Source organism: Hominisplanchenecus faecis (genome assembly GCF_020687205.1).
In the GTDB taxonomy this organism is placed as follows: Bacteria; Bacillota; Clostridia; order Lachnospirales; family Lachnospiraceae; genus Hominisplanchenecus; species Hominisplanchenecus faecis.
Genome location: NZ_JAJEQE010000003.1, coordinates 49,526 through 69,832, shown reverse-complemented (window position 1 = coordinate 69,832; position 20,307 = coordinate 49,526). Strand labels below are relative to the sequence as shown.

Sequence of the window (20,307 nt, the reverse complement as noted above, 5' to 3'; positions counted from 1 at the left end):
AATCTTATGATTTTAATCCTATGCGAAAAATTTCGAATTTATGACTATTTCTCTTTTACATTATTTCTCTGATCTGGAATATTTTTCAAAAATCCGGATATACTCAGCTTCCACTTTTGCAAAAGGCTCTACGGTATAATCCAGCTCGATATGAAGCTTGGGCGGCTCCCCGTCCTGCTTTTCAAGCAGCCCGTCCAGATCATACCAGAGCATCGCATGGTCGATCTCTTCCAGCTGTGCCTGCTCCTGTGCACTCAGATCTGATCCCAGAAATTTTTCGTAAATCAAATGCAGCAAATATGCTTCCTGCTCCTGATATTCCGGCAATGTTTTCTTAAAAGGAGATGGCACATCGGACATATAACATTCACTGGCATCGTGAAGCAGACAGGCAAGTACCATGCGATCAGACAGTCCCCTTGCCACCGCTTCTTTCGCACAGCAGATACAGTGCTGTCCCACTGACCAGAAGATCTTTACATGGCCGTTTCCCCGACAGATCAACGACAATGCATGGGCAATATCCGGTATATCGATCAGCTCCGGATCTGGATCCGTCGGTTTAAAATGTTTTCCGGTATAGGTAGTGATAAATTCGCTCATCGTATTCCTGCTTTCTTTTTGCAATCAGCACCGGATTTTGGTGCATGATCTTTCAAACCAGGCACCGCTCCTCCGGCTGCTGCCCAGAAGTACAGACTTGCCACGCTGCAGTACGGACTTAATCTGCGGCGGTATTTTTCAAACAGTTTGCGGTCGATTTTTCTGTGATGGTAAATCATCCGCATCCCACGCTGTATCGCCAGATCACCAAAACTCAGCACATTCGGTCTTTGCATACAGAACAGCAGGATCATTTCCGCAGTCCAGACACCGATGCCTTTCAGTGATGACAATTCCTCAATCGCTTCTTCATCTGATTTTTTCCAGATGCCTTCAATGTCAAAACTGCCGTCTTTTACTTTTTCCGCAAAATCTGTGATATACTCCGCTTTCCGGAAAGATATCCCAAGCGGCTGCAGATGTTCCACACCTGCATTTAATATCGTGTCCGCATCGACTGTCCCAAGATAATCCTTCATTCTCTGCCAGATCGTAGCCTGTGCTTTGGTCGAGATCTGCTGACCGACAATATGATGAACCACCGATGAGAACAGGTCATCGTCAACCGTTCGCTCAATCATGCCAACCTGATCGATCACCTCAGCGAGACGTTTATCTTTCTGTTTCAGATAGATAAGTTCCTTTTCTCCGTATTCAAAATACATATCCTATTTGATTCTCTTCAATTCATATTCTCTTGTTCCAAGTCCGATCTTTTCTGCCTGGTCAAGGGTTGCTTTCCACTCGATATTCGGATTGGAATCTTTGAAATGATCGTGGTGGCAATGCCATCCCGGCTCTGCCAGATGTTCTCCAAGCTGGCTGTTTGCGATCGGTGCTGCATTCAGGCAGGCATCTGCACACGCCTGATCCAGTGCGACCGGATCAAAGCTTGCGAACATTCCGATATCCGGAAGGATCGGTGCATCATTCTCTCCGTGACAGTCACAATTCGGGCTGATATCCTGTACCAGTGCGATATGGAAATGCGGACGGTCATGACAGACTGCCTGTGCATATTCTGCCATTTTACGGTCGAGAAGCTCATTTGCACTGTCATTTGGATTATATACCGCATCAAAACTGCAGGCTCCGATACAGCGTCCGCATCCTTTGCATTTATCATAATCAATAACTGCTTTTTTATTTACATAAGTGATCGCATCGCTTCCGCATTCTTTTGCACAGCGGCGGCAGCCACGACAGACTTCCGTATTGATTGCCGGTTTTCCGCTTGCATGCTGCTGCATTTTTCCTGCACGGCTTCCGCATCCCATACCGATATTTTTAATGGCTCCGCCAAATCCGGTTGCCTCATGTCCCTTAAAATGGCTCAGGCTGATAAAAATGTCCGCATCCATGATCGCATGTCCGATCAGAGCCGTTTTGCAGTATTCTCCGTTTACAACCGGAACTTCTACTTCATCCGTTCCTCTCAGTCCATCTCCGATGATAATCTGACATCCGGTCGTAGTTGTATTAAAACCATTGAGATTTGCACAGTCCAGATGTTCCAGTGCATTCTTTCTGCTTCCCGGATACAGTGTATTACAGTCTGTCAGAAACGGCATTCCGCCCTGCTCCTTGCACAAATCTGCAATTACCTTTGCATAATTTGGTCGAAGGAAAGCCATATTTCCAAGTTCACCAAAATGCATCTTGATCGCCACAAACTTTCCATCCATATCAATGTCTTTGATGCCGGCAGCAATACAAAGTTTTTTCAGCTTGTCCAGCTGGCTGGTCCCTACCGGACAGCGGAAATCGGTAAAATAAACAGTAGATTTTCCCATGTCAGTTCCTCCTGATATATTTTCTTCCGTAAGTTTCCCGTACCTTTGCATCCTTAATGCCAGACTCTGTAAAAAAACGTGTTGAGTCTGTACAGAATCCTTACTTTCTATAAAAGAATAACACATCAAGTACACTTGAAGTCAAGTACCTGTTTGTAAGTATCCGATTTTTTCCTGCTTCTCAGGCTGCCGCACCTCAGACTCTGTGAAAACAACAGAGCCGATACTGATTTGAATGCTCTTAAGCTATTTCTTTTTTCATTGCCTTATAGCCGATTACCACTGTCCATACATAGGCACATGTTTTAGGAATCATCAGCATACCGATCATTGGGATTACATCCGCCCACAATACAACCGGAATATAGAAAGCAAAGCTCAGTACGATTGTCAGCCACATCCAGCGGAAAGATTTATCATTCTTTTCTTTTGCACTTTTATAAAACAGAACAATGATAATCAACCCCATCAATGCGAATGGAATATTACGGTAAATACCCCAGGAAAGCGGAGCATCTGTGGCAAGCCAGTTATTCTGAGGCATCATGCACAAAACAATTCTCAATCCTGCAAGAGCGTAGATTGCAGCTGTGGTTATTTTATGCCCTTTAACCTGATAACGTTCACGCCAGATATGATAAAGCACAACATAAAAGATCGTCATAGTAACAGAGGTGATCCACTTACCTAACCCCAGCTGTACGGTAAAGTTCTCAAGGCCGGTGGTACAAAGTGCCGTTGCACGTGGAATCAGATGGAACGCATCTCCACTGCCTAAAAGAACTGCCATAATTCCAAACATAGTAAACTGACGGTTTCCTTTACTTTGACGGATCATTAAAATTCCGATTGTGATTACCGAAATCAAATATACGGTATCAAATAAAGTTTCTACAATTGCCTGCATAATAAACATCCTTTCTTATTTTGAAATTTTATGATGTGGGTGTCAAAAGTCCCCAACTATGATGCCTACGGATTGTTCCGTGCGTTGCACTCCCACAATCCTTTCTACGCTCCGCTTCGGTCGGTGCTAAACATGTGCCACCGGCACATAGCACCCCAGTATTCGCATATCGTGGGATTATCATCCCACTTTTATGCTCACATGGAAATCCAATATATGAACACTGTTCATTTTGATTCAAAAATTTTCCCACATGATCTGTGGGAGAATTTTAATATAATGTTTTATTTATAAGCATCACTATTTGTGAAGGGTCATAATCCTGACGGATCATCGACACTAACATCAGCGAAAATAATATATCTGCGAACTGTTTTTCCGTAAATTGCTGGTCAAATACATTCGGGCGGATCTTAGAATCATTTTTCAGGACATCGCACAGTCCATTGAGGATATGCCCCCAGGTCTGCATCATTCTCTTTTTACCTTCCGTTCTTTCTTCTCTCATAAATCCAAACGAATGCAATGAAAAAAACCCCGGAAATTGCTTATTTCCATATTGCAGACGTTCATAAATCCATAAGATGCAGGTTGTAACATCATCAAAGACCTGTTCATCCTGGGAATGAAAGAAAATCTCGTGCCAAATACTCTCTATTGTATCACTGAGCAAGACCGCCTTCGATTCATAGTAATTATAAATTGTACCGGCAGAAACAGAACACCGGGATGCAACAGCCCTGATACTTACAGCAGCCCAGCCATTTTCTTTGATCAATTCCCTGCTGGCAGCCAATATGTCTTCTTTTGAAGTAGCAAGATGATTCACAACTTCACCTCCAATATTTCTAATTTGCTTATTATTACTTTTCAGCATGAACACTGTTCATATTGAAAACATACACCGTTCATTTTGATTTGTCAATATCTTTTTTGCAAAATCTGTGACAACACTCTTCATATTAAAAATTTCAAATTTCTGCCTGGATAATATGTCCAAAATTCATTTCATCTTTGAATAAATCATACACATATTCTGGACTTTCCAAATATAATCCTGTTTCTTTGTCTATAAGTTTTTCAAAGACTTCTGAATTGTAAAATTTATTCATTGCTTCATCATACTCTATATTTTGATCGGTACTAATCATATTGACAATATCCTGTATTAAATATTTCAGTAACTGATCCTCATAAAAGGCAATGAACCATTTCTGATTCACTGCCTTTTTCTTTACATATTTTTCCTTTTTATCTTCTGAATATCTTCAGGAATTTTCATAATATACTTTATTCTGTTCTGTTCATTTCCTTTCCTTCTATAGCAGCAATTTCTTCTTCCGTATATTCTTCTATTTTTGTTGCTGTTACCTGTTTGATATGTTGTTTTTTCAGGTGCAGATATACGAATTCCCGAAAAATAGTATAGAACACTGATAACAGTGGAATAAAAACAAGCATACCTACAATTCCCATAATGTTTCCACCGACTGTAACGGCTGCCAGCACCCAGATGGACGGAAGACCTACAGATTCACCAACAACATGGGGATAGATCAGATTTCCCTCTATCTGCTGCAGTACCAGAAATACTATTATGAATAGAATTGCCTGTTTCGGGCTTAGCATAAAGATTAAAAAGCTTCCTACCGCACACCCGATGAAAGCCCCGAAAACAGGGATCAATGCCGTAAACGCAATTAAAACTCCAATCAGGAGTGCATATGGCATCCGCAAAATACTCAGTGTAATGACAAACATACATCCAAGAATCACGGCTTCCAGACACTGACCTGTAAGAAAGTTTGCAAATGTCCGATACGTGAGAGAACAAACTTTAAGGAATGCATCTGCTTTTTGTTTTGGAAGAAAAGCGAAAAATACTTTTCTGACCTGTACATGCAGCTTTTCTTTTTGAAAAAGAATATAGCAGGCAAAGGAAACCGCAATGAAAAAGGTTGTTAATCCACTGATCAGGGAACCCACTGCAGACATTGTCGTATTCATCATATTTCCTGCACCGTTTCCAAGAAGGCTTATTGCCCATCTGACTGCCTGATCCAGATTAAACTGCAGCTGATCTGTCAGTTTTATAATTTCCTGATTATTATGGAAAAATTCTCGAATCCAGCTTTGCATATGCGGGATAAAATCAGCGATGCTCGTCATCAAAGTTCCCATTGTTCGTGTAAGCTGCGGAATCACACCAAACATTACCAATGAGATTACACCAACTACTAATACAACCGTAAGGAGCAGACTTATCGGTCTTGACAGTTTTTTAACTATCTTATTTTCTTTTTTTGCCTTTTTAAAAATTGTCCTTTCCAAAAAGCTCATTGGCACATTGGTCAGAAATGCGATAGCTCCACCAAGTATAAACGGAAATATAATCCTCCATATGGTTTTCAGCACACCGAATACCATATCAAACTTCCACAAGGCAACTACAAGAAGTGCCGTAAATACAATAAGCTCCCTGATTTTTTTAATAGATATTTTGTTTAGATCCACTATTTTCTCCTTTTTCAATCGTTATCCGTTATTTTGTGTGATCGGTATTTGTTTTATTTTAACTTAGCATATATTAAAAATCAAGGTTTTTGGATACAGGTGTCTTTGGATAATTTTTTGCGGCACATTTCAGGACCGTATAACCAAAGTTTATTATCTCTTGTTGTTTACTGATATTTCAAGTATAATGAAATTTATAAAAGAAATACACGTACAGCATACGGACTTACAACGCGATAATCCTAATGTTTTGTGATATACAGGAGGTTATTCTCATGGGAAAGCAATCTAAAAGAGAAAATAAGACGATTTATCAGATTTGCCGGGAAGAAGCCGGTCTCACCAGATCAGAAGCCAGTGAAAAGATGACAGCTGTTTCTGATTCTAAAATTGAAAAATTTGAATATGAAATACAGGAACCAACACCTTATGATATCATCCAGATGGCTGATGCTTACAGACGACCGGATCTCTGCAATTATTACTGCTCCCATAAATGCGAAATCGGTCATCGTTATGTTCCGGAAGTCAAAGTTTCCGACTTATCCAACATAATTCTGGAAACCATTGCCAGTCTAAATGAAATCAATCCTCTTACCACACGCCTGATCCAGATAGCCCGCGACGGCAGGATCAGTGATGATGAGATAAAAGATTTTGCACTTATCAGCAAAAAGCTGGATGAAATTTCTCTGGCAATAGATTCACTGAATCTCTGGATTGATAAGACCGCCAGCGAACAGGCATTGAATATTGAACTGCTGAATGAGGAAAAAGAAAAGCTGAAATAATCCATAACGCACGAAGGGCAATGAACCATTTCTGATTCATTGCCCTTCTCTTTACATACGCTGTAATTGATTAACGATACTTTCTGTTCTTCGAATAGCTTCTTCTACCTGTCTTTTTGCATTATTGATTCGATCCTGGACCATCCAGTCCACAACAAATCCATCAAAAAAATAATCTGCAAATGAAAGAAAATTTCCGGTATCGATATGCAGGTTACATGCCATATTTACATCATTTAATTCTCTGCTGAAATTACGGAGATCATACTTTGCCTGCTCCATATTCTGCTTCGCCTGCTCCATTTTTGAATGTTTCAGCATTGTACTGAAAAATCCTCCGCCAAACATATCTACCAGACCCCAGTTTTTTGCACTGTTCAGATTTTCTTTTGCTGTACTAAGACTGTTTAAGGCTCTATGTCCAGCTTCAATTGCTTCTCTTTTTTCTTTTTCAATATCATATCCCATAAAAAACACCTCTCTGACTCTTTATGAATGTGAAGTTACAAGTCCGATAATCCCACCAATGATCAATAGCGGAAAAGCTATATACATTAATCCGCCTACCACCATTCCAATCAATATCACCGGAAAGAAAATAACCGTACAAAGTAATTTCAGGATTCCCCAGGATGCTTTTAAGCCAAATATAAAAAATTTTCCAACAAACCAAATCATACAAATAGTAAATAATAATGATAACATCTTTTTCTCCTTCTAACACTCATCCAGTTGTGAGTGATTCATTTTTTGTTGTTTATCTGATATAAAATCAGATGTATTTTTCAATCCAAGCTTGTTACTGAATTCCGGATTTTTTTCAATCTTTTCTATTATCCGAATTAATCGTATTCTCTGTGTTGCATTCATCTGATCACCTCGCTAATATCCACCTTTTCTGTTGATATTGTCAGTATAGCAAAATAATTTTTTACAATACACATCCGTAGTAAAGAATTAAATCTTTATAATTCCCGTTTTTTGAGAAATAACACAATTCCCTGCAATTCATCTACTGCTTCTTCAATTCTTTCATCGTTTGTATCTCCAAAAGATAAAACAATGGAAATATCATCAGCACTGTTATCCTCTGAAAATTGTTTCGGGCTGTATGCCCATAATTCAAGTCTTACCTGCTTATCCAGGTCTATCAATTCATCGGTTAGCAAGGTTTTATCATAATCTTTCTCACTAATTGCATAGGTAACAACTCGGCTTGGATTTAACATTGCTTTTTCAGAAAGTGCCGTTTCCCCTGCAAAGACCATATTTTCTGTAACTTGCGTCTTATCTATATATCCTGTTTTTCGAACAGGAGTCGTCAAATATACTTTTGCTTTTTCAAATAATTCATCTCGCTTATATTTTGACTCAATAAACTTGTTGACACCGTCTTTTGCTACCAAAAACAAATCCGTCGTTTCCAACTGCTTTACTGCTCTGGTCAAGGTCATTGCTGTAAATGGAAGCACTTTTCCGGCTTCTGAAATATACAATCGTTTTTTCTTACTATACAGATAAAACAAAAACAACTGCTGCGTGGAATAAACAAACTTCCCCCTTAATTTTGGGGGTTCTTTCTCATCAGAAAGCATTGTTCCGATGAAAGGAAGAAAGACCTGCTTATCAGTAATAAACGGTATATTATTTTCTATAAGGCTTTTTCTTCGATAATTTGATACAGTTGTAAGTTCAAATACGACTGGCACATTATCAACCTGCTGTATTTTTACAATTTGTTTTTTCAATGCCGGAAGTGTGGCAAGTTCTTCTGTTGGAGCAAGCATTATACAGCGTCTGTTTCCAATATATGCTGTATGAAAATCATAACTCCCTGCAATATAAACAGGCAAAGAATCCTGATGATTCCATGCTTCATATTTTATAGAAATCCCGAATACGCTTGTAAGCATATTTCTCATTCTCTTTTTAACTTAATTTATTTCATTTTAACTTAACCAATGTTAAAATTCAAGTTTTTGAGTTATTTTGAATTTATGCAGACAATCTGCACAAACTTCTTTCATAAGCAAATTTTCCACTCATCGAGTGAAAATTTTACAATACCCAAACTACTTCTTGAATTTATATTTTCCTTTTCCGTGACCGGATACTGGTTCAATAATATCTGCCTGCACCAAATTGGAAAGAAGTTTTGAAGCACCTGAACCTTTCAGCTCAAGAAGTTCCATAACTGCACTTCTTTCAAACACCTCATCAAAGCCAAACTTTTCAAAAAGTCTATGGATATGAATCGTCGTTTTTACCGAGAAATCGCTGCCTTTTTGAGAAAGTACACTTTCAATATCCACTTTCCCATCTTGAATGTCCACTTTTTCTTCATTCAAAAGTCCACTTATATGAAGATTTCGATTATGAAGTTCATTTTTCTCGTTCAAAAGTAGATGTCTGAGAAACGCTTCCAGATACTCTATTGTTTCGTGAATACCTTTTTGCAGATAGGATAATCAGATAATCCAAAGCACTCCTGCCGCCAATACCTCTCGACCACCTTCCTTAAAATAAAAATAGCCACCTGATTTTTTGAAAACCAAGTGGCTATATAATATTAAATTTTGTGTCTATGTTTTATGAAAGAATCTTTTCTTAATCAATTTTTCTTTCCTGTAGCTTTACTTTTTCAGTTTTAACCCATCTTTGAAAGCTTCACCCACACGCTCTGTAACTTTGTAGTAACCATGAGTATAAGGGTCAAATGCAATGGCATTTACCTTGGAAATATCAATTTTACCGTCTACCATAACGCTCTCATCGGCAGTTACATTCACTACCTTTCCAATAACGCCACAACCGTATTCATTATCTTGATACTCAATAAATTTACATTCTAAACAGATTGGAAACTCATTGATAATAGGAGCATCTACGACTTCAGCCTTACTTGCAGTCAATCCGCTACGTGTAAATTTATCTGTTACACGATTACCAGACTCTACGCCAAAATAATCTGCTTCTACCAAGTGTTCAACATCTGCGATACTAACAGTAAATGCACCTCGTGCCTTAATATTTTGCACGGTTTTATGTGTTTCGGTAAGATTCAATGCAACTATGTCCCTTGCTTGCATTGTCCCCCAAGCAGCATTCATTACATTCACACTGTTGTCCTCATTATAAGTTGCCACCATCAACACTGGCATAGGAAAAATTCCTTCCGTAATTTTCAACTTTGTTCTCATAATAATCTCTCCTTAAAATTAGATTGACAGAATTATTTATCCTACTTATAATTATATTCAATCAATTCAGAATTTCAAGTACTGGTAAAAATGATAGGTACTATCCAAGGAGAAAGTATAATGATACAAAACTACATTGAAAATGCCAATTTTGAAGATACAGGCTTTGCTTACACTTTGTCCCTGATTTCCGGCAAACATAAAATGGTCATTCTTTATTGTTTAATGGAATTTAAAACTGTAAGGTTCAATGAGCTGAAGCGTTATCTGAAAACAATTTCCGATAAAACATTAAGTACCAATCTCAAGGAACTAGAGTCTGACAAACTGATTATCCGTACTGAATATCCTCAAATTCCACCCAAGGTGGAATACTGTCTTTCGGAACGTGGCAAGTCACTAATGGTAGTGTTAGATCAGCTTTGTGTTTGGGGTGAAGAAAACAAACTGACAGATTAACATCTTCTAGCCAATGTTAAAAGCAAAGTTTTTGAGTTGTTTTGGCTTTTATTGAAAATTTCTGCCTATATAGGCTTTTTTACTCAATATATCCATTTTCAAATGTTCTCCCACTCGTGTCCTTTCTCACATCTCCAAATCACTTTCTTATGAGAGCCAATAGAAATCTCTGTCGGTTTTATCTTATTCTTTTTCGACCACTCCGAAACAAGCTCTGGGTGTACTTCTGCTAAACTGTTATTCATAGAATATAATTGCGCCCCTTCCTCATAACGGACAACTTTCTTTCTTCCGACCTGCACCAGCTTTTCCAATTCTGGAATTTCTTTTCTGACTTTAGGCATGAAAAAACCTCCTTCCTTCGTACATAAAAAATATCTTTCATATATACAAAAGAAGGAGGGTGAAAATACAGCCTCTGATATGCAATTTTTTTATTTTAACAAATCGAGCAGCGTATATTCACCTTTTGGAATCTTAGCTGTTCTATGATACTCTTTTATTGCTTCCACAAGAATCCCAGAATTAGAAAAATAATTAAACACATAATCATATGATTTTACGTCAGACATTCTAAGATTTTCCTTGCAAAAATCACTTGGTTTTTTCCCTGACTTTTTGAATTCTTTATACTGATTTTCAGCAAAGATAATCAACATTTCTATTTCCGGTGCAGTAATCACATTGATGACATCTATCTTATGTTCATATGCTTTACCAATTTTAAATTTTTCTCTTCTTGAATCTAATATTCTGATTACTGATATCTTTTCTGCAAATCCTTTTCTCAAATATTTCTGTTCAAATTTCTTGCCGTCCCTACATCGAATTACTGACTCCTCCAGCATCTCTTCTCTCGAAAACACAAGCAATTCTTTATCTAGAAGAATATCCATAATTGCATTTTCTGCAGCACCTTCACATATACACGCTTTATATTTTGCCAGTTCCATAGTGCACCTCCTATTTCAGAGATGCAGCTATACTTTTCTTCAACTGCATATAAGCTTCATAAGTAGGTGTCGTTCCTTCCAGAAATCCACTCTGATAAGCATCGCTTTTCTTAATATCATTTCTTTTTAGAATATTGGATAGATTCTCTGCTGTAATCCCATCTCTATTTCTAGTAATAAAAATACTGTCATTACGGTCGTATTCATCCAAAAGTTCCGGATAATGAGTGGAGAAGATTAGCATACCACCATTTTTATTTATTTTTCCGTCCATAAAGAAACGAATTAAAGTACTTACTATTTCTTTATTGAAATGATTCTCTACCTCATCAACAATCAGGCAGCCTCCATCTTTCAGAACTTCTTGCGCCAGAGTGAAAGTAATCATTCCTTTTACAGTTCCTGACGAGAGATAATTATTTAATTCGATTGGATTGTTCAATACAATCTCTTCTTTTCCTTTAAATTTTAAATGTATAATTGGCTTCTCATTTTTTTCTTCAAAATATAATTTTTCAATTGTTGGATCCAGATAGGAAATAACCTCAGCCGGAATTCCTTCTGAAAATGGTAACACATTCACATTGGTGAAAAGTAACATGCTGACTACTTTTATATGTTTACCAGTTTTTTTATTATATGCGATCATAATACTAACATCATCTGACAAAAAGCTTTCCTGTTCATCTCGAACAATGAATGGTTCTCTCTCCTCAAAATCCAGCATAGCTTTACGAGTTGTTACTTCTTCAGCTTTTTTTGACCATAATGATTCTGATTCAATACTGTACACAACTCCTTCTACTTTCGTATTCTTAGATGTTATGACCGTTTCCAGTCTGCAAATTTCTTTTGTAGTCTCCGAATAAAAATATACATTCAAAATAGCATTTTTTGTATTTCCTAATATATCTTTCGTATTCATATGATTGATTGGTTCGTTATTTATAATTCCCAACGCAAGAAGAAGCACCTTTAATACAGAGGTCTTTCCTGAGGCATTGATTCCTATAAACGCGTTAGCCGGATTTAAATATATATTTGAAAACAAGGAATACAAATTCATTTTATCTTCTTCCGCAACTCTTTGCTGTGCATAAAAAGATAAATCCAGCTTCTCTTTAAACAATGGTAAGCCTTGTGCGGTAACTCTCAATAATTTCATATAACGCCTCCAATTTAAAAACTGATTATACGTGGTTATTTTTCTTTTACTTCAATTATATCCACATTTCTATATTTTATCAACGGATAACCCGTTTTTATTTTTTAATTTGAAAATTTTTCTCTCACACCCTGTATTTTACCCCTCCATCTTTTGTATATGTAAGATGGTTTATAGATTAGAGCAAGATCCACCTAGGTATTACCGTATCGCCATTTTATGGCTACGGCATATCTCCGGGTAAGTCTCTTGATGGGGATTCCGATTCCCCATACCCTCGTACAGACATCAAAGATATCTGTTGGCTCTCTATCAAAGATAGTCGCAGCACTTTATATAACCGGAAGGGACAGCCGGTTAAAAAGTGTAATCGCACATCCAAGATGTCTTATCAAAAAAGAAGGAGGACTATGGCACCAAAGAAGAAAGAAAAGAATCTCAAGAGGAGTAACATCATCACATTAAAATTAACGGATATTGAATTGGCAGTATTAAATGAAGCCGCTGACGTTACAGGACTTTCTCGTTCTGAATATGTGAGAAAACTACTACTTGAAAAGCAAATCAATCACCAAATTGAAGTTGTTGCAGACATGAACGATCTCAGAAAACTGGTCAGTGAATATGGAAAAATCGGATCGAATCTAAATCAGATTGCCAAGCATTTTAACAGTGGTGGTAGTCAGTCACGTGCTATAGAAAACGAGATCCATCAGTGCATCATGAACTTATTTCTATGATCGGTCAGAGAACCTGCCGAAGAAATACGGATGAGACTAGGATCGTGATGCTCCAGATCTGGCAGCGATTGTACAAATTAAGCCCGATCCTTTTTGCACCAGATCTGACCGGTCCATTCTGTCAGAGAGGAAGCTGTATGGAAAAACAGATGTCCTGCCAGAATCCTATTTCAAAACTTTGGATGCCGTCAGATATCTTAAAAGCAGATTATCCATTGCTGATTCGGAAGGAGATGAGCAGCCATGAAGATTAAACTGATTGACTTTGGTCTGAAAGCAGATCATCATCCCTTCCGGCCACATGAAAATGATGCCGGTGCTGATGTATTCATGCCTTATGAGTGCGTATTAAAACCAGGTGAGATTGCAAGAATTCCGCTTGGATTCGGTCTCATCATCCCGGATGGATTTGCCGGATATGTCTTTCCACGGAGCAGCATGGCAGCAAAAGGACTGGTATGCGAACTTCCACCGATTGATTCCGGTTACCGTGGTGAAATCCATGCCATTATCAGCAACGTGAGCACATCTTCTCAGACCATTCATAAAGACACATGCGTCAGTCAGCTGGTGATCACACCGGTCGTGATCGCAGACTTTGTCCTGGACCTCGGTGAAGAACAAGGAACTGGAGCATTCGGAAGCACAGGAGAATAATACTATGATTACATTTGGAAGAAAATTAAAACACTTAAGACAGAAAAATCATCTCACCCAGAAAGAACTCGGCATAGCTGTCGGATTTCCTGACAGCTGTGCTGATGTCCGGATTGCTCAGTACGAAAGCGATGTCCGAACACCGAAAACAGATCTTATGAAACTCTTCGCATCAACACTCGGCGTTCCGATTGAACTCTTTACCGTACCGGTACTCTCAAAACCCAGGGAGTATGAGGCAGCGGAGTATTGGAGATATGAGTTGGAAAGCAGAGTTAGATTAATTGTCATAATACTGAAATGAGGCAACGGATTTTCCGCTGCCTCGCTTTAATTGTTGTGATCATCAAAAATATCATCCAAGATTTCCATCGTTCCATAATCTTCCAAAAACGAATCTCTTTTCTGTCTTTTCAATTTCTGCTTTTCCTGTTTTCTGATACGTTCTGGATGTTTATAATGTTCATTCATAATCATGAAGTAATCCTGTGCATCTGCAATCCTTTTTTTCTGATTTTTATCGGCATACTTCCGGATTTTTGATAATGTGCTAAAATGTTGTAATGCTAACTCATATCTGTCTTCTCTTGTTTTGTTATTTTTAGATTCTAACACAAGACGAGCACTTTCTTCTAAAATTCTAATATGCTGATTGATATAGATTTCTGTAGCATTCTTTAAAAGGCCATCATCAATCTGCATATCCGGCTTAATTCTTTGAATTACAATGGATGCCCAGATTTCCTTTTCTTTCCGAGATAAGCCAAATAACCCCATCGTATTATGATCTCCTTCTATCCATAGTTCCAGATTTCATATCCCTGTCTTCTGGCCGAATCATATACCGGCATCATGTTCCTTTCCAGAATGTTATAAAATACTTCTCTAGAATTACCTTTACGGTACAATTCCTGACCAGCCCAGATGGAATGCAGATTATCCCGATAACACGCTTCAAATCGTTTGTGAAGATCTGGTCTTTCATTTATCATTTCATACATCAGATACTGGTTTCCAGCAAAAACTTCAAAAAATGGATTCCACTTGGGTAAGCGGTTGCTTTTTGCCGAATTCAAGGATGAATCCATCGGCATCAGATTCCACAACTCATCATTCATTACAAAAGACCATGGAATGAAATGATCTACATCATACTGCGTTTCTTTTACTGGCTGTCCTGTAAAAATATCCCTTATTTCCTGTACTTTCATAATTCCCTGCCACAACTTCCGCACATTTGACAGTTTTCGCATTTTTTCATCCATTGGAGCAAGCTTATAAATCAAGCCAGGCACTTCAGGATTATTATTCTGAAGCCATTTCACTTTTTCATATTGAATCCAGCCAAGGATATTAACTGTATTATCCTGAATCATTGCTACCCAGTCTGGATGAAAATGCACTTCTTTTTTCAATTTGCTGCTATCACCCAATACATATGGCAAAGGAGTTACCAGTTCATTTATTTTTTGAATATACGCTGTAATGCGTTTGACACTTCCCCAGTCCGGCACTTCATTACTCCTTGTAAAAAAGCCTGACAGTGCTCTATATGGCACCATATTAGTCAACTGTTCTTTTGCTTTCTTTAAACCTGCCTGATGTTCCCGAATAGCATTCTTTATTTCAATCTTAGATGCATTTGCCGGAAGATCACTGAGTTCTGTCAGCTGTAAAATTGCCCTTTCCAGACCATCTCTGACCAATCCATCTGCCTGTATTCCACTAAGATGAATATGAAATTCCCGTACTGAATACCAGGCATTCGCAATCATTTCATTAATAATCTCATCAAATGTTGTCTCATTTTTTCCTTCTGAAATAATATGTATCACGGCCTCCAGCCAGTAAAACTTGTAGCAATAGGAGGGATCTTTCATCATCTGAGAGAAAGCTTCAATATCCAGTTGATTATAATAGTTTGCTTCAATATTCAACAAACATCTGTCTTGCGAAGCAATATATTCAACCATCGTTCATCACCTCTTCCTTCTCTCACATCTCCGGTGATCCACATTTTTTCTATCTGTAGTCCTGAAATCTTCCTTACAAACTCTTCAAACATCCCTTCTGTAAAATCCGTAAAATATCGACCATTTCGTTCACCTTCAAATGTACCGTATTTGAACGATGTATAAATTATGCCATTCGTTTTTAATGCTTGATGCATTTTGTGAAATATATTTGGTAATTTTTCTCTGGATAGATGAAGAACGGAGGCACATGCCCAGATTCCATCATATTGGTTTCGGTCATCAAGTTCTTCAAACAGCATCTGTTTTACTTGGATGCCTGTGTAATCAGTTGCCATTTTACAAATCACACCTGATCCATCTGTTGCGGTTACATGATAACCATTATTTAGAAAATACTTTGTATCACGTCCAGATCCACAACCAAAATCCAGAATAGAAGCATCAGGAGAGAGATGCTTTGTAAATATTTGCTGTACTTCCGAAAAATCTACATTCTTTGTAGTTTCAGAAAAAACAGCAGCATTGCTATTATAATAATTTAGTGTTATAGCATCACTCATATTCATAGCATCCCTTTCCGACTTTATTATAGTGCCACAAATCTTGACACCTGCTAATTTCTTGCATATTTCTACTCTGTCTATCAGACATTTATTCTTATTCTAATCTTGTTAATGCATCAATGACTTTTTGTTCAAGTTCTTTTTGCTGTGTTGCCATGAGCTTATTAGATGTTCTTACTAAGACAGTACCAATTACTGTATGTGTTCCATTTGCCTAAATTGTTCCATCATAAGTTGCAAGATAATCTCTACGTTTTTCTGCATCTTCCACATTTTCGTAACTCCTCTATGCAGGATACCAACAAAATTGTAAGAAATGCAGACGTACTACCTATAGAAAATGAAAAGTCTTCTGTAAATGAAAACTGATTTATACTGCCGCCAAATAATACTGATGTACCGATTGAAGCCGTCACTATCACAGCAAATATCAGCACTGCAATTAATATATATTTAGGTTTTATTCTATAAAACCCAATCAGCTTCTTCTTAAAATCATTAATGAGTGCTTTATTCTTAGACGTAAATACAGTTACTACGGCAACCACGGCAGGTGAAACCAAGCCAAGAAACATTCCAAGATAAAGCCCCGTCCCTTCATTAAGTAAAATTGCAAATAGCCACCAGAACCAAGTGCAGGCAAATGTAATCAAATAGAATCTGACCGGTCGATATATATACTTTTCCATGACTACACCTCAGCCTCTACAATCACAAGCTCACTCTTTATACCATTGAACTCAATGTAATTGTCTGCTTCGGCATCTGAAAAGTCATCAACCTTTTTCCCCTGTCTCTCATAATAAATATGAGTTGCTATTCCCTTTTTTGTGCTTCTAAATCTATAATCTGCAGGAAGTGTAAGTCTTGATGTTGCTGACAACTGATTAATCTCAAGTGCACCCTCATGTGATAAAACACTGATCTGCATATCAAGATTTGAATCTATCTCAATTTCACTTTTATTTCCCTGAAGGGTAACTTCGCTAATTTTGCCATTTACCTCAATATGTTCATTTTCTATATCAGTAATATTCAGTGTCCCTGCATTAACTGATAATTCGATTTTTCCAAGATATTTTATTGGAATAAAAATAGTAATGACCAAACTCTCCTTTGCATCTGCTTCACTGGCTTCATTAAATCTGTTAAGATCAATATCGATTCGGTTTTTTATATCATCAATCTTTACTTTATAATCTGCCAGAAGATTCTTATAGACATTTGAAAACATTGCGACTTCAATTTTTTCTCCATGATATGCCTTTAAATCTACAGCATATGCTCCACCAAGCTTGATATCAAAATTCTTCTTACCATCAATATCGTATTCAGTACGACTTTCATAGATGTAATTAGACTGCTTTTTCTCTGATTTTTCATTCGAAAGTAATTCATCTACTGATATCTGGAAAAGATTTGCTATTGCCATCAGATTTGCAATATCCGGTGTTCCTGTTCCATTTTCCCACTTTGTAATGGCTTGTCTTGATACACCGATTTTCTCAGCCATCTTCTCCTGTGAAAGTCCAGCCTGTTTTCTGTAATATTTAATTTGTTCTTCTAAAGTCATTTTTCAACCTCCGTTTTCGGTTTGTTTTACTTCCTTCACAGATTAGCAAATTAACCTTTACCAAACAAGAAACATTAGCTGTCATTTCACTATTTTTCTGCTACTTTCCGTAGCAACGCCCTAAAATAAAGGTTTTTACAATGAAAACTAAATTTATCCAATCGCCAAATACCGATTGAACTAAATCGCTGCACGATGGCCTTCGAAGGCTGTGGCGCAGTTTTCTCTTTAACTTAAAAAAGGCAGTAGATAATGAGTCCTAAAAGTAGTATTGTTAAATCACCACAAAATAACAATTGAACAGGATCATCATTAACACTGCCATGAATAGAATAACACCAGAATCTCGTTTTCACAAGAGGGTATAGCTTAATTGCGGTCTATTTAGCTTGTTTCTTGACTACTCAGGAAAAATATTTCTACCCTCGCCCCACCTGTATTTTCAGAATTTGAAAGTTTAATACCTCCACCATATTTTTCAGCCACAGTTTTTGCAAAAAATAGTCCCATCCCATAATGGGCTTCGCCATTTCTACTTGTGTCATCCATAAAAAACTGCTCTGTGCCATGCAATAATGCTTCTTTTGTAAATCCTGATCCGCTATCCTCCACAATGAATGTCAGCCGGCCATCCTGCTCCTTTGCGTCAATATAAATGATTCCATTTTCTTTTGTATGCTCCACTGCATTCTGAATCATATTCATTACGGCCCGGAACATTGGATCATAAGCAATCGTTACCTTTTTATCACTTTGTCCCGCCTTCCAATCTATTTTCTGGTGATAGATTTCTACCAGTCCGAGTGCCTGTTCCTTTATATCTGCGAAAAAATCTTCTAACCTCACCGTTGTATAGGTAACATCACTGCAATTCCATGATTTTGTGACATCTATCAACTGTTTTACATAACTTTGTATCTGTGTTGTGCCGTTCAAAACATAAGTGATATTATTCTTCTGTTCTGTGGTCAGTTCAGTCTCTGAAAGTAGTTCTGCATTTCCCCGTACAATCGTAAGAGGTGTTTTAATATCATGCGCCAAAGCAGACATCTGTTGTTTCTTTTCCTGCTCTGTTTTCCACTGCTTTTCTAAAGATTCTCGCAATGCATCTCGCATATCATCGATTGCCGATAAACAGTCATCAAACTCTTTGATACCGGAACAGGATGTCTCATATTCCAGATTTTGATCCTTTATTTGTCCGATTGCGTCTAATACAGGCTGCATCTGCTTTTTGATTCTTTTTCCAAAACGTATGGACGGAATGATGATAATCGCTACCGCTCCAATCACAGACATAATACTCATCACATTCTGTGGTTCTATAAAATGCTCCCTCAAAAAAGCTGAATGATATTGAGGTGTCAGGCGATATTGCAATACAACATATTCATTTTCCCTTACAATTACTTTATAAAAATATTTCCCGGATGCGTTTCCGTACTTTGCAACATTCCATGCTATCTGTTCGTATTGTTCTGACAGATCTCCACCTATTTTCTCTCCATTCTCTGAAAAGATTATATAATCACAAAGTGCGGGAATCATCTCAGCAGTCACTTTATCTGCACGTAGAATCGTATCATATGCTTCATTAATCTTTTGCTCTGCATAATTTGCCGGATAAATACAGCCCACACTAATCAAAAGGCACAGCAACAGCCAAGCAACAATCACCAAACCAACTAATGAGCCAAGCATGACCAGTACATATCTCATAAAAATCCTGCTGAGTGCATTGCTTCTCTTTACTCTTCCCATTTATATCCAATCCCCCAGACTGTTTTTATCGGCATATAATCATAATCCGCAAATTTTGCTCTTATATTTTTGATATGCGTGATTATAGTACTGTCATTACTCTCATTGTCAAAGCCAAAGACCGCTTCCAATATCTGTTCCTTCGAGAAAACCTGTCCTCTGTTTTTAGCCAGAAATTCACAGATTTCGTACTCTGCTTTCGTAAACGGAAGTTCTTTATCATCCATCAACAGTTTCTTTTGAGACATCTGAATGCAGACTCTCCCTAAAACCATCCGGACAGAATGTTCCCTGTGCTCTCTTCTAAGATGTGCATTGATCCTTGCCCGAAGTTCCATCACTCCAAATGGCTTTGAAATATAATCATCTGCTCCTAAAGAAAGTCCGTTTACCAGACTGTTTTCCTCCGTTTTTGCGGTAAGAAACAAAATTGGACAATCCACAAGTGCCCTGATTCTTTTGCATAATTCAAAGCCGTCCATTCCAGGCATCATAATGTCAAGTAAAATCAGGTCATAATGATGTAATTCTTCCATATTAAGTTTCAGCGGATTACTTACTTTGGTAACCAGATGTCCATCCTTATTCAAAATGCTTTCTATCATTTCCAGAATTGCCGGTTCATCATCAACTGCCAGTATTTTTGCCATAG

At 37.7% G+C, this 20,307-nt stretch carries 29 protein-coding genes; 7 read left to right on the top strand and 22 right to left on the bottom strand.

The window, feature by feature from the left end; translation table 11 throughout:
• Window positions 1-60: 60 nt before the first annotated feature.
• The 4 genes from LKD42_RS01845 to LKD42_RS01830 form a co-directional block, all read right to left on the bottom strand.
• A complete protein-coding gene (locus LKD42_RS01845; protein WP_248834630.1) occupies window positions 61-603 on the bottom strand; it encodes a hypothetical protein in 543 nt (180 codons plus the stop codon).
• A complete protein-coding gene (locus tag LKD42_RS01840) occupies window positions 600-1,268 on the bottom strand; it encodes a DNA-3-methyladenine glycosylase family protein (RefSeq protein ID WP_022117981.1) in 669 nt (222 codons plus the stop codon). Before LKD42_RS01840 ends, LKD42_RS01845 begins: the two co-directional genes overlap by 4 nt.
• A gap of 3 nt (window positions 1,269-1,271) precedes the next feature.
• Window positions 1,272-2,396: a DUF362 domain-containing protein gene (locus LKD42_RS01835; RefSeq protein ID WP_248834629.1), complete on the bottom strand. Its 1,125-nt coding sequence runs from the start codon at window positions 2,394-2,396 to the stop codon at window positions 1,272-1,274.
• A gap of 241 nt (window positions 2,397-2,637) precedes the next feature.
• Window positions 2,638-3,303, bottom strand: a complete 666-nt coding sequence (locus tag LKD42_RS01830; RefSeq protein WP_248834628.1) for a hypothetical protein — start codon at window positions 3,301-3,303, stop codon at window positions 2,638-2,640.
• 30 nt (window positions 3,304-3,333) lie between these two features.
• Here LKD42_RS01830 and LKD42_RS15300 point away from each other — a divergent pair, with 30 nt between their 5' ends.
• Window positions 3,334-3,597 carry a hypothetical protein gene (locus LKD42_RS15300; RefSeq protein WP_248834627.1) on the top strand — a complete coding sequence of 88 codons (264 nt, stop codon included), beginning with the start codon at window positions 3,334-3,336 and terminating at the stop codon, window positions 3,595-3,597.
• Here LKD42_RS15300 and LKD42_RS01820 read toward each other — a convergent pair.
• From LKD42_RS01820 to LKD42_RS01810, 3 genes are all read right to left on the bottom strand, one after another.
• Complete coding sequence (locus LKD42_RS01820; RefSeq protein ID WP_248834660.1) at window positions 3,575-4,180, bottom strand: TetR/AcrR family transcriptional regulator; 606 nt, start codon at window positions 4,178-4,180, stop codon at window positions 3,575-3,577. The genes LKD42_RS15300 and LKD42_RS01820 overlap by 23 nt on opposite strands.
• 94 nt (window positions 4,181-4,274) lie before the next feature.
• The gene (locus LKD42_RS01815) at window positions 4,275-4,526 is read right to left on the bottom strand and encodes a hypothetical protein (RefSeq protein WP_248834626.1); all 252 of its coding nucleotides are present in this window, start codon (window positions 4,524-4,526) and stop codon (window positions 4,275-4,277) included.
• A 67-nt stretch (window positions 4,527-4,593) separates the two neighbouring features.
• The gene (locus LKD42_RS01810) at window positions 4,594-5,817 is read right to left on the bottom strand and encodes an AI-2E family transporter (protein WP_248834625.1); all 1,224 of its coding nucleotides are present in this window, start codon (window positions 5,815-5,817) and stop codon (window positions 4,594-4,596) included.
• Window positions 5,818-6,092: 275 nt separating this feature from the next.
• Between LKD42_RS01810 and LKD42_RS01805 the strand changes: the two genes are divergently transcribed.
• The gene (locus LKD42_RS01805) at window positions 6,093-6,608 is read left to right on the top strand and encodes a helix-turn-helix domain-containing protein (protein WP_022118466.1); all 516 of its coding nucleotides are present in this window, start codon (window positions 6,093-6,095) and stop codon (window positions 6,606-6,608) included.
• A 51-nt stretch (window positions 6,609-6,659) separates the two neighbouring features.
• Here the strand turns inward: LKD42_RS01805 and LKD42_RS01800 are convergent, their stop codons facing one another.
• The 5 genes from LKD42_RS01800 to LKD42_RS01780 form a co-directional block, all read right to left on the bottom strand.
• On the bottom strand, window positions 6,660-7,076 hold the full coding sequence (locus tag LKD42_RS01800) for a hypothetical protein (protein WP_173898386.1): 417 nt from the start codon (window positions 7,074-7,076) through the stop codon (window positions 6,660-6,662).
• A 21-nt stretch (window positions 7,077-7,097) separates the two neighbouring features.
• Entirely contained in the window at window positions 7,098-7,313 is a 216-nt protein-coding gene (locus LKD42_RS01795; protein WP_147633043.1) for a hypothetical protein, read from the bottom strand.
• A gap of 260 nt (window positions 7,314-7,573) precedes the next feature.
• Window positions 7,574-8,521: a MarR family transcriptional regulator gene (locus LKD42_RS01790; RefSeq protein WP_248834624.1), complete on the bottom strand. Its 948-nt coding sequence runs from the start codon at window positions 8,519-8,521 to the stop codon at window positions 7,574-7,576.
• Between the two features lie 159 nt (window positions 8,522-8,680).
• Window positions 8,681-8,956, bottom strand: a complete 276-nt coding sequence (locus LKD42_RS01785) for a hypothetical protein (RefSeq protein WP_248834623.1) — start codon at window positions 8,954-8,956, stop codon at window positions 8,681-8,683.
• A 285-nt stretch (window positions 8,957-9,241) separates the two neighbouring features.
• Entirely contained in the window at window positions 9,242-9,808 is a 567-nt protein-coding gene (locus LKD42_RS01780) for a flavin reductase family protein (protein WP_054754268.1), read from the bottom strand.
• A 120-nt stretch (window positions 9,809-9,928) separates the two neighbouring features.
• Between LKD42_RS01780 and LKD42_RS01775 the strand changes: the two genes are divergently transcribed.
• Window positions 9,929-10,267: a winged helix-turn-helix transcriptional regulator gene (locus LKD42_RS01775; protein WP_107001143.1), complete on the top strand. Its 339-nt coding sequence runs from the start codon at window positions 9,929-9,931 to the stop codon at window positions 10,265-10,267.
• 98 nt (window positions 10,268-10,365) lie between these two features.
• Here the strand turns inward: LKD42_RS01775 and LKD42_RS01770 are convergent, their stop codons facing one another.
• The 3 genes from LKD42_RS01770 to LKD42_RS01760 form a co-directional block, all read right to left on the bottom strand.
• Entirely contained in the window at window positions 10,366-10,611 is a 246-nt protein-coding gene (locus tag LKD42_RS01770) for a zinc-ribbon domain-containing protein (protein WP_248834622.1), read from the bottom strand.
• Window positions 10,612-10,701: 90 nt separating this feature from the next.
• Window positions 10,702-11,220 (bottom strand): hypothetical protein, encoded by a 519-nt coding sequence (locus LKD42_RS01765; protein ID WP_147632501.1) that lies wholly within the window; start codon window positions 11,218-11,220, stop codon window positions 10,702-10,704.
• A gap of 10 nt (window positions 11,221-11,230) precedes the next feature.
• Window positions 11,231-12,385, bottom strand: a complete 1,155-nt coding sequence (locus tag LKD42_RS01760; protein ID WP_147632500.1) for an AAA family ATPase — start codon at window positions 12,383-12,385, stop codon at window positions 11,231-11,233.
• Window positions 12,386-12,795: 410 nt separating this feature from the next.
• Here LKD42_RS01760 and LKD42_RS01755 point away from each other — a divergent pair, with 410 nt between their 5' ends.
• From LKD42_RS01755 to LKD42_RS01740, 4 genes are read left to right on the top strand one after another with little or no spacing between them, the layout of a single operon-like run.
• Window positions 12,796-13,125, top strand: coding sequence for a plasmid mobilization protein (locus tag LKD42_RS01755; protein ID WP_147632499.1), 330 nt, complete (start codon window positions 12,796-12,798; stop codon window positions 13,123-13,125).
• Complete coding sequence (locus LKD42_RS01750; RefSeq protein ID WP_331464750.1) at window positions 13,122-13,379, top strand: hypothetical protein; 258 nt, start codon at window positions 13,122-13,124, stop codon at window positions 13,377-13,379. Before LKD42_RS01755 ends, LKD42_RS01750 begins: the two co-directional genes overlap by 4 nt.
• Window positions 13,369-13,782 carry a dUTP diphosphatase gene (locus LKD42_RS01745; protein WP_248834621.1) on the top strand — a complete coding sequence of 138 codons (414 nt, stop codon included), beginning with the start codon at window positions 13,369-13,371 and terminating at the stop codon, window positions 13,780-13,782. The genes LKD42_RS01750 and LKD42_RS01745 overlap by 11 nt, the downstream gene beginning before the upstream one ends.
• A 4-nt stretch (window positions 13,783-13,786) precedes the next feature.
• Window positions 13,787-14,086, top strand: a complete 300-nt coding sequence (locus LKD42_RS01740) for a helix-turn-helix domain-containing protein (RefSeq protein ID WP_147632497.1) — start codon at window positions 13,787-13,789, stop codon at window positions 14,084-14,086.
• A 26-nt stretch (window positions 14,087-14,112) separates the two neighbouring features.
• On the opposite strand, the gene LKD42_RS01735 is transcribed toward LKD42_RS01740, so the two are convergent.
• The 7 genes from LKD42_RS01735 to LKD42_RS01705 form a co-directional block, all read right to left on the bottom strand.
• Complete coding sequence (locus LKD42_RS01735; protein ID WP_248834620.1) at window positions 14,113-14,559, bottom strand: hypothetical protein; 447 nt, start codon at window positions 14,557-14,559, stop codon at window positions 14,113-14,115.
• A 17-nt stretch (window positions 14,560-14,576) separates the two neighbouring features.
• Window positions 14,577-15,755: an HNH endonuclease domain-containing protein gene (locus LKD42_RS01730; protein ID WP_248834619.1), complete on the bottom strand. Its 1,179-nt coding sequence runs from the start codon at window positions 15,753-15,755 to the stop codon at window positions 14,577-14,579.
• The gene (locus tag LKD42_RS01725; RefSeq protein WP_248834618.1) at window positions 15,716-16,318 is read right to left on the bottom strand and encodes a class I SAM-dependent methyltransferase; all 603 of its coding nucleotides are present in this window, start codon (window positions 16,316-16,318) and stop codon (window positions 15,716-15,718) included. Before LKD42_RS01725 ends, LKD42_RS01730 begins: the two co-directional genes overlap by 40 nt.
• 251 nt (window positions 16,319-16,569) lie before the next feature.
• Entirely contained in the window at window positions 16,570-17,010 is a 441-nt protein-coding gene (locus LKD42_RS01720) for a hypothetical protein (protein WP_248834617.1), read from the bottom strand.
• Between the two features lie 2 nt (window positions 17,011-17,012).
• The gene (locus LKD42_RS01715; protein WP_248834616.1) at window positions 17,013-17,894 is read right to left on the bottom strand and encodes a helix-turn-helix domain-containing protein; all 882 of its coding nucleotides are present in this window, start codon (window positions 17,892-17,894) and stop codon (window positions 17,013-17,015) included.
• Window positions 17,895-18,278: 384 nt separating this feature from the next.
• On the bottom strand, window positions 18,279-19,655 hold the full coding sequence (locus LKD42_RS01710) for a sensor histidine kinase (protein WP_248834615.1): 1,377 nt from the start codon (window positions 19,653-19,655) through the stop codon (window positions 18,279-18,281).
• On the bottom strand, window positions 19,643-20,305 hold the full coding sequence (locus LKD42_RS01705) for a response regulator transcription factor (protein ID WP_248834614.1): 663 nt from the start codon (window positions 20,303-20,305) through the stop codon (window positions 19,643-19,645). The genes LKD42_RS01710 and LKD42_RS01705 overlap by 13 nt, the downstream gene beginning before the upstream one ends.
• Window positions 20,306-20,307: the final 2 nt, after the last annotated feature.